At 64.3% G+C, this 920-nt stretch carries 1 protein-coding gene and 1 pseudogene; both read left to right on the top strand.

Annotated elements, in window-relative coordinates; translation table 11 throughout:
• Window positions 1-174 (top strand): annotated as a pseudogene (locus tag UCMB321_RS27695) (putrescine ABC transporter permease PotH); the annotation flags it as partial.
• On the top strand, window positions 171-920 hold a 750-nt coding region (locus UCMB321_RS27690; RefSeq protein WP_040071900.1), incomplete at its 3' end, for an ABC transporter permease subunit. The pseudogene UCMB321_RS27695 and the gene UCMB321_RS27690, both read left to right, overlap by 4 nt.

Below are 920 nucleotides of genomic sequence, written 5' to 3'. Positions count from 1 at the left end.
CTGCTCGGCGGTCCGGAAACGCTGATGATCGGTAAAGTGCTGTGGCAAGAGTTCTTCAACAACCGTGACTGGCCGGTGGCGTCCGCGCTGGCCGTGGTGATGCTGGCGATCCTGATCGTGCCGATCATTCTGTTCAACCGTAGTCAGGCCAAGGAAATGGAGGGCAAGGAATGAAGCGCTTCAGTTTTTCGAACCTGATGCTGGTGCTGGGTCTGCTGTTCATCTACCTGCCGATGCTGATCCTGGTGATCTACTCGTTCAACGCCTCCAAGCTGGTGACGGTGTGGGGCGGCTGGTCGGTGAAGTGGTACGTCGGCCTGCTGGACAACACCCAACTGATGGGCTCGGTGGCCCGCTCGCTGGAAATCGCCTGCTACACCGCGGTGGCCGCGGTGGCGCTGGGGACCCTGGCGGCGTTCGTCCTGACCCGGGTCACCCGCTTCAAGGGCCGCACGCTGTTCGGCGGCCTGGTGACGGCGCCACTGGTGATGCCGGAGGTGATCACCGGCCTGTCGCTGTTGCTGCTGTTCGTGGCCATGGCGCAGTTGATCGGCTGGCCCCAGGAACGTGGCCTCGTCACCATCTGGATCGCCCACACGACGTTCTGCTCGGCCTATGTGGCGGTGGTGGTGTCGGCGCGCCTGCGTGAGCTGGACCTGTCCATCGAGGAGGCGGCCATGGACCTGGGCGCCAAGCCGTGGAAGGTGTTCTGCCTGATCACCATCCCGATGATCGCGCCGTCGCTGGCGGCGGGGGGCATGATGTCCTTCGCGTTGTCCCTCGACGACCTGGTATTGGCCAGCTTCGTCTCGGGGCCGGGCTCGACCACCTTGCCGATGGAAGTGTTCTCGGCGGTGCGCCTGGGCGTGAAGCCGGAGATCAACGCGGTGGCCAGCCTGATTCTGCTGGCGGTGTCGTTG

The sequence above is a fragment of the Pseudomonas batumici genome (assembly GCF_000820515.1).
Taxonomy (GTDB): Bacteria; Pseudomonadota; Gammaproteobacteria; order Pseudomonadales; family Pseudomonadaceae; genus Aquipseudomonas; species Aquipseudomonas batumici.
This window is presented reverse-complemented; position numbering and strand designations above follow the sequence as displayed.